A 7707-nucleotide genomic window follows, 5' to 3' on the forward strand; every position below is an offset into this window, starting at 1 on the left:
GGGCGGCCGCATGGTGGTGGAGGCACTGTCGCGGCTCGCGCGGGACGGCCAGCTGCCCGCGACGCCGCAACCTGCCGAAGGTGTCACGTATGCCGAGAAGATCGCCAAGGACGAGGCGGCGCTCGATTGGGCGCGCCCATCTGCGGCGCTGCTGCGGCAGGTGCATGCGTTCAATCCGTTTCCGGGCGCATCGGCCGCGCTTGACGGCGTGACGATCAAGTTCTGGCAAGGCGAAGCCCTCGCCGATCGCCCCACCGACGCAGAACCGGGCACGGTGCTCGCCGCCAATGCCGACGGCGTGACCATCGCCTGCGGCACCGGCGCACTGCGCGTGACGCAACTGCAGAAGCCCGGCGGCAAGCGCCTGCCCGCGCGCGAGTTCCTGCAGAGCCTCGCCATCCAGCCAGGCCAGCGGTTCGCGTCCCGCAGCTGACGCGCATCCATATATAGAGAGAAGAGACAAGAGGACTCCGCCATGACGACGCTGGGCATCGTGAACCTGCCGCTCTTCATGCTGGCCGTGTTCCTGCTGAATGTGACGCCGGGGCCGGATACGGCCTATATCGTGGGGCGCAGCGTTTCGCAAGGGCGGACGGCGGGGCTGCTCTCGTCGCTCGGGGTATCGGCCGGCTGCTGCGTGCACGTGCTGGCGGTCGCCTTCGGGCTGACGGCCGTGCTCGCGGCATCCACGGTGGCCTTCACCGTGATCAAGGTGGTGGGCGCGGCGTACCTGATCTACCTCGGCGGCCGCATGCTGCTGGCACCGCCCGCGCGCGACGACACCCTCGCCAAAGCCGAAACCGCCGAACCGGCCAGGCGCCCGCGCCCCCTCAAGTCGCTGTTCATGCAGGGCTTCCTGACGAACGTGCTGAACCCGAAGGTGGTGCTGTTCTTCCTGTCGTTCTTCCCGCAGTTCGTGGATCCCCATGCCGGCCACAAGGCGCTGGCGTTCCTGTCGCTGGGCGCGGTGTTCGTCGTCATGTCGACGGCGTGGAATAGCGTGGTGGCGTGGGTGGCGGCCAGCGTCACGCGCCGCGTGGCGGGCAAACCCGGCATCAAGCGCTGGCTCGATCGCGTGGTCGGCACGGCATTCATCGGACTGGGTGCGCGGCTGGCCTTCACCACGCGTTGACCAAGCCGGCTCCAACTGCGGCAAAGTACCGCGCAAACATCGCACAAACCCTTGAATTTTCAGCGAATATCTTGATCTAAGAAACTCGCGAAACCCTCGACCCACAGGAGCCACGCCCTCATGTTCAACTGGATCAAGACCTTCATGCTGATGGCAGCGATTACCGCGCTGTTCATCGTCATCGGCGGCATGATCGGCGGACGCAGCGGGATGATGCTGGCGCTGCTGTTTGCGCTGGGCATGAATTTCTTCTCGTACTGGTTCTCCGACAAGATGGTCCTGCGCATGTACAACGCGCAGGAAGTCAACGAGACCACCGCGCCGCAGTTCTACCGCATGGTCCAGGAGCTTGCCGGCCGCGCGGGGCTGCCCATGCCGCGCGTGTATCTGATCGACGAAGCACAGCCCAACGCCTTCGCCACGGGCCGCAACCCCGAGCACGCCGCCGTGGCCGCCACGACCGGCATCCTCAACATCCTGAGTGAGCGCGAACTGCGCGGCGTGATGGCGCACGAGCTGGCCCACGTGCAGCACCGCGACATCCTGATCTCGACCATCTCGGCCACCATGGCCGGTGCGATCTCGGCGCTGGCCAACTTTGCGGTGTTCTTCGGCGGGCGCGACAGCGAAGGCCGCCCCGCCAACCCGGTCGCCGGGATTGCCGTCGCGATTCTTGCACCGCTGGCCGCGTCGCTGATCCAGATGGCGATCTCCCGCGCGCGCGAGTTCGAAGCCGACCGCGGCGGCGCGCAGATCAGCGGCGATCCGCAGGCGCTGGCCTCGGCGCTCGACAAGATCCACCGCTATGCGGCCGGCATCCCGTTTGCCGCCGCCGAGGCCCACCCGGCCACCGCACAGATGATGATCATGAACCCGCTGCACGGCGGCGGCCTGGCCAACCTGTTCAGCACGCACCCCTCGACGGAAGAGCGCATCGCGCGGCTGATGCAGATGGCGCAGACCGGGCAATACCCGGTCTGAGGCAGGCGCAGGAGGCCGCTTCCTTTATACTTTCGCAGTCCGCACGAGCCCGCCCATCGCGGGCTCGTTGCATTTTGTCCGCCTGATTTTTCCGCTGCCCCGATGCGTCTGCCGCCAGACTCCCTTGCCCACGCCTTGTCGCTTGCCGCTACCGCACTCGGCAAGCTGCGGCAGGGGACGGCATTGCCGCAGGCCATCGAGGCCGTCTGCCAGGGTCAGCCTGCCCCGGCACGAGGCGCGGTGCAGGACCTCGCCTACCGTGCCACACGCTGGCTCGGCAGCACCGACTGGCTGATCCGCACGCTGATCCCGCGCCCGCCCGCCGAAGGCGCTGCCAACCTGCTGCGCGTAGCGCTCGCACAATTGCTGGACACTGCGCAGCCGTATGCGCCGTTCACGGTGGTCGACCAGACCGTGCGGGCCGCCTCGGCCGATCCGAAGCTCGCGCACGGCAAGGGCATGGTCAACGGCGTGCTGCGACGATTCCTGCGCGAGCAAGACGAGCTCGTCGCCGCGATGCAGGCCGACCCGGTGGCCGCCACGAACTATCCGGCATGGTGGATCGACGCCGTGCGCAGCGCGTACCCCGGCACGTGGCAGGCCATCCTCGCGGCCGGCAACCGCCGCCCGCCGATGGTGCTGCGCGTGAACCCGCGCCGCATCACCGTGGATGTATATCTCGCCCGGCTGGCCGAAAGCGGCATCGACGCCGAACGGATCGGCGAACAGGCCGTGCGGCTGGCCCGTGCCGTGCCCGTGGCTGAGCTGCCTGGGTTTGTCGACGGCGACGTCTCGGTGCAAGACGCCGGGGCGCAACTGGCGGCACCGCTGCTCGACGTGGCGCCCGGCCAGCGTGTGCTCGACGCCTGTGCCGCGCCCGGCGGCAAGACCGGCCACCTGCTCGAACTGGCCGACGGCCTGGACGTGACGGCACTGGAATCCGACGCCTCCCGCGCCGTCCGCATCGACGAAAATCTGGCGCGTCTGGGCCAGGCGGCCACCGTCCGCGTGGCCGATGCTGCCCAGCCCGACACATGGTGGGACGGCCGCCCGTTCGATCGCATCCTCGCCGACGTGCCATGCTCAGCGGCCGGTATCGTCCGCCGCCATCCGGATATCCGCTGGCTGCGCCGTCCGGCCGATCTGAAGGCACTCGCCGCCCTGCAGCGCGACATCGTGCGGGCGCTGTGGGCATGCCTCGCGCCCGGTGGCAAGTTGCTTTATGTGACCTGTTCGATTTTCCCGACGGAAGGCGAAGACCAGGCCCGATGGTTTGAAAGCCATCTGCAAGATGCGATACGATTGCACGCGCCCGGCCAGTTGCTGCCGGCCTTGCCCGAGTCGGCGCCCGCTGGTGGCTTCGGCGCCGGCACCTCGCCCCTGCCGCTCGATCACGACGGCTTCTTTTACGCGGTTTTCCAGAAACGGCCCTGATCAACGACCGTTGTGACTGTCATCCTTCGCCCATCGATCCGGCTGCTGCCACCCCGGTTCCGGCAGATTCTGCAACGGCTGGTCGTTCTGGGCATGCTGTTCCTGTGGTGGCCGGTCATGGCGCCTGCGCAGACCATCGAAGTCAACCGCGCCCAGCTGGAATATGCCGATGGCGGCTGGAATCTCTCCGCCGATTTCGACTTCGATCTGCCCGGCAACCTCGAAGACGCCGTCAACAAGGGCATCGCGCTCTACTTCCTCGTCGAGTTTGAGCTGATCCGCCCGCGCTGGTATTGGTTCGACGACCATGCGGTGAGTGCCACGCGCGTCGTCCGGCTGTCGTTCCACCCGCTCACGCGCCAGTACCGCGTCTCGACCGGCGGCCTGCAGGTGCCGTTCTCGCGCCTGAAAGATGCGGTCGACTTCCTGCAGCACGTGCGTGGCTGGCGCGTGTTCGAGCAGCGTGCGGTCAAGCCCGGCGAAACCGTCCAGGCTGAAGTCCGCATGCGCCTGGACGTGACGCAACTGCCCAAGCCATTCCAGATCAACGCCGTCAACACGCGCGACTGGAACCTGAGTTCGGACTGGAAACGCTTCAGCGTGCTGGTGCCCAACGAGCTCCCCTCAGCACCGGCGCCGGCACCGGCAACGCCGCCGGCCAGTGCGCCGGCATCCTCGCCGCCCGCCTCTGCCGCCTCGGGCCTGTCGCCCAACCCGGGCTGGGGCATGACGGCCACGCCGTCCAACGCCACCTCGCTGCTGGCGCCCGCCAAATGATCTTCGACCGCAGCTACAAACGGCTGCTGTATCAGGTCGTCGCCGGCACCATTGTCTTCCTGGCGATCGTGCTGGTCGGGCTGCTGGCCGCCGCGTCGGCCAACACCGAATTCTTCGACCGCTATTTCACGCTGCTCTACAAGGTCAACCTCGTCATCGGGGTGCTGCTGGTGGTGATCATTGGCGGGCTGATGCTGGCGCTCGCGCTGCGCGCGCGGCGCGGCAAGTTCGGCACGCGGCTGATGACCAAGCTCGCGGTGTTCTTCGGGGTGGTTGGCGTGCTGCCGGGCGTGCTGATCTATCTCGTCTCGCTGCAGTTCGTTTCGCGCAGCATCGAATCGTGGTTCGACGTGAAGGTGGAGTCGGCGCTGGAGGCCGGCCTGAACCTCGGCCGCTCCACCATGGACGCCGCGCTGGCGGATCTGCAGAACAAGGGGCGCCTGATCGCCGAGCAGCTCGGAGACGGCTCGGCCTCTGCCACCACGCTCACGCTCAACCGGCTGCGCGAGCAGTTCGGCGTGCAGGAGGCGACCATCTTCACCACCAGTGGCCGCGTGGTGGCCACGGCATCGAGTACGTATGACACGCTCGTGCCGAGCCTGCCCGACCAGGCCGTGCTCGAGCAGGCGCGCTCGCCCGGCGGCTATGCCAGCCTCGAAGGCGGCAGCGACTACGACGGCGACAACGGCCCGGCATCGGCCCCGCGCGCCGGCAATCGCCGCAACGATCTCTACCAGTTGCGCGTGGTCGTCGCACTGGGGACGGCCGCGCGCGAGGAGTCGGGGCTGCGGCTCGGCACAGCGGGGCGCAAGTGGGCCGGCACGGGCCTGCTCGCCGACCGCACGCCGGAAGACGCTGGCAGCCCCTCGCGCGGCTTCGGCCTGGTCGGCGAAGCGAGCCGCGAAGAGCGCTTCCTGCAGCTCGTGCAGCCGGTTCCCCAGGCGCTGGCGCGCAACGCCGATGCCGTCCAGCACGCATACCAGGAGTACCAGGAGAAGGCGCTCGGCCGCACGGGCTTGCGCAAGATGTACATCGGCACGCTCACGCTGACGCTGTTCCTGGCCGTCTTCATTGCGGTGATGCTGGCGCTGCTGCTCGGCGCACAGCTGGCACGGCCGCTGCTGATGCTGCTCCAGGGCACGCGTGAAGTGGCCGAGGGCGACCTCTCGCCCAAGCGCGAGCTGCATACGCGCGACGAACTCGGCCTGCTCACGCAGCAGTTCAACCAGATGACGCGCCAGTTGGCCGACGCGCGCCGGGCAGTGGAGCAGAATCGCGCGGCACTCGAGCAGTCGAAAGCCTATCTTGAGAGCGTGCTGACCAACCTGACCGCAGGCGTCTTCGTGTTCGACCACCGCTTCGTGCTGCTGACCGCCAACCCGGGTGCCGAGCGCATCTTCAAACAGCCCTTCGGCGCATGGGTCGGACAGGCCCTGGGCGGCATCGCGCCGCTGGCGGCCTTCGCCTCGATCGTCGAGCAGGCCTTTGCCGAGCACGATGTGAGCGCTGCGGCGGGCGCCGCGGCCGCACACTGGCAGAAGCAGGTCGAAATTCCCGTGGAAGATGAAGACGAGCCGCTCACGCTGCTGGTGCGCGGCACGCGGCTGCCCGGCCCGTCTGTCGGCGCGCACGGCACGGAGCGCGGCTACGTGGTGGTGTTCGACGACATTTCCGACGTGATCTCGGCGCAGCGCTCGGTGGCCTGGGGCGAAGTCGCGCGGCGCCTGGCGCACGAGATCAAGAATCCGCTCACGCCGATCCAGCTCTCCGCGGAGCGGCTGGAGATGAAGCTCTCGCCCAAGCTGTCGGAAGCCGACGCCGAGGTCTTGCGCCGCGGCGCCAGCACGATCGTCAACCAGGTCGCGGCCATGAAGCGCATGGTGGATGACTTCCGCGACTACGCGCGCACGCCACCAGCCATGCTGCAGGAGCTCGACCTGAACGCGCTCGCGGCCGAAGTGCTGCACCTGTACGGCATCGATCACCCTGACCGCCACGAGCACCCCGTCATCGAGGCGAGGCTCGGCGCGGGCCTGCCGCTCATCAAGGGCGACCCGACGCAGTTGCGCCAGGTCATCCACAACCTGCTGCAGAACGCGCAGGACGCGGTGGCCGAGAACGAAGCCGCCGGGCGACCTGCACCGCATGTCATGTTGCAAACTGACACGGTAGAATACGACGACGCCTCGGGCGCGCGGCGGCAGGCCGTGCGGCTTGTGATCGCGGACAACGGCGGCGGGTTCTCTTCCCGCATCCTCAACCGCGCCTTCGAGCCGTACGTCACGACCAAAGCCAAGGGCACAGGATTGGGCCTGGCCATGGTGAAGAAAATCATGGACGAGCACGGCGCGCGCATCGAATTGCGCAACCGCCCGTCCCAATCCGGGGGCACCGAGATCATCGGCGCCCAGGTTTCCATCCTGTTCGTAAAACTCGCGTAGCGCGGACGGCGATCCCGCCGCACATAGAGGAAAAGCATGGCCACCATCCTCGTTGTCGACGACGAAATGGGTATCCGGGAGTTGCTCTCCGAAATCCTCGGAGACGAAGGGCACGTTGTCGAAGTCGCCGAGAACGCGCAGCGTGCGCGCGAGTACCGCGCGAATGCAACGCCCGACCTCGTCCTGCTCGATATCTGGATGCCGGACACCGACGGCGTGACGTTGCTCAAGGAGTGGGCGTCGCAAGGTCTGCTGACCATGCCAGTGATCATGATGTCGGGCCATGCCACCATCGACACCGCTGTGGAGGCGACCAAGATCGGCGCGCTGAACTTTCTCGAGAAGCCGATCGCGCTGCAGAAGCTGCTGGCAGCCGTGGAGCAGGGCCTGTCGCGCGGCAAGGAAAAGCCACGTGCACCGGTGGCCGCAACCGCACCGGCCGCCTCGCTGGCGGGCGCAGCACCGGGCACGGCCGCCGCAGGCGCAGCCGCCACCGCAGAGCGCGCTGACATGAACGGCGCCCCCGCTCGCGCAGCCGAAGGCGGCGGCATGCAGTTCTCGTTCGACATGCCGCTGCGCGAAGCACGCGACCTGTTCGAACGTGCCTACTTCGAGTATCACCTGCAGCGCGAGGGCGGCAGCATGACGCGCGTGGCCGAAAAGACCGGCCTCGAGCGCACGCACCTGTATCGCAAGCTCAAGCAACTGGGCGTCGAACTCTCGCGCAACAAGAGCGAGCCGGCCGCCTGATTCCCGAATCCTTCACCGATTGCTTGACGGCGGGGACCAAATCCTGCCATACTTGCGCTTCTTTGCTTGGCCCGGTAGCTCAGTTGGTAGAGCAGCGGATTGAAAATCCGCGTGTCGGTGGTTCGATTCCGCCCCAGGCCACCATATTGCAATGCCCAACCCTCATCGGTTGGGCATTTTCGTTTCTGCACT

Annotated in this window: 7 protein-coding genes and 1 tRNA gene; all 8 read left to right on the forward strand. The window is 67.5% G+C overall.

Features of this window, described 5'->3' with window-relative positions:
- Nucleotides 1-433: methionyl-tRNA formyltransferase (locus A6M56_RS11075; protein WP_502686908.1), on the forward strand; the 433-nt coding region annotated here is incomplete at its 5' end.
- A 42-nt stretch (nt 434-475) separates the two neighbouring features.
- Nucleotides 476-1132 (forward strand): LysE family translocator, encoded by a 657-nt coding sequence (locus A6M56_RS11080; RefSeq protein ID WP_102080589.1) that lies wholly within the window; start codon nt 476-478, stop codon nt 1130-1132.
- 120 nt (nt 1133-1252) lie between these two features.
- Nucleotides 1253-2113 carry a zinc metalloprotease HtpX gene (gene htpX / locus A6M56_RS11085; RefSeq protein ID WP_045785414.1) on the forward strand — a complete coding sequence of 287 codons (861 nt, stop codon included), beginning with the start codon at nt 1253-1255 and terminating at the stop codon, nt 2111-2113.
- 102 nt (nt 2114-2215) lie between these two features.
- On the forward strand, nt 2216-3547 hold the full coding sequence (rsmB, locus tag A6M56_RS11090; protein WP_102080588.1) for a 16S rRNA (cytosine(967)-C(5))-methyltransferase RsmB: 1332 nt from the start codon (nt 2216-2218) through the stop codon (nt 3545-3547).
- Nucleotides 3548-3559: 12 nt separating this feature from the next.
- On the forward strand, nt 3560-4324 hold the full coding sequence (locus A6M56_RS11095; protein ID WP_045785412.1) for a DUF4390 domain-containing protein: 765 nt from the start codon (nt 3560-3562) through the stop codon (nt 4322-4324).
- Nucleotides 4321-6765, forward strand: a complete 2445-nt coding sequence (locus A6M56_RS11100) for a sensor histidine kinase (protein WP_102080587.1) — start codon at nt 4321-4323, stop codon at nt 6763-6765. The genes A6M56_RS11095 and A6M56_RS11100 overlap by 4 nt, the downstream gene beginning before the upstream one ends.
- Nucleotides 6766-6801: 36 nt before the next feature.
- Nucleotides 6802-7515: a response regulator gene (locus A6M56_RS11105; RefSeq protein WP_045785410.1), complete on the forward strand. Its 714-nt coding sequence runs from the start codon at nt 6802-6804 to the stop codon at nt 7513-7515.
- Between the two features lie 68 nt (nt 7516-7583).
- Nucleotides 7584-7659 (forward strand) — tRNA-Phe (locus tag A6M56_RS11110).
- The last annotated feature ends 48 nt before the right edge of the window (nt 7660-7707 follow it).

This window comes from Ralstonia sp. RL (assembly GCF_001683835.1).
Lineage (GTDB): Bacteria > Pseudomonadota > Gammaproteobacteria > Burkholderiales > Burkholderiaceae > Ralstonia > Ralstonia mannitolilytica.

What these genes read in the sequence shown, in the direction of transcription:
- A6M56_RS11080 (WP_102080589.1), top strand. Translation starts at nt 476, where the DNA reads ATGACGACGCTGGGCATCGTGAACCTGCCGCTCTTCATGCTGGCCGTG.
- htpX (WP_045785414.1), top strand. Translation starts at nt 1,253, where the DNA reads ATGTTCAACTGGATCAAGACCTTCATGCTGATGGCAGCGATTACCGCG.
- rsmB (WP_102080588.1), top strand. Translation starts at nt 2,216, where the DNA reads ATGCGTCTGCCGCCAGACTCCCTTGCCCACGCCTTGTCGCTTGCCGCT.
- A6M56_RS11100 (WP_102080587.1), top strand. Translation starts at nt 4,321, where the DNA reads ATGATCTTCGACCGCAGCTACAAACGGCTGCTGTATCAGGTCGTCGCC.
- A6M56_RS11105 (WP_045785410.1), top strand. Translation starts at nt 6,802, where the DNA reads ATGGCCACCATCCTCGTTGTCGACGACGAAATGGGTATCCGGGAGTTG.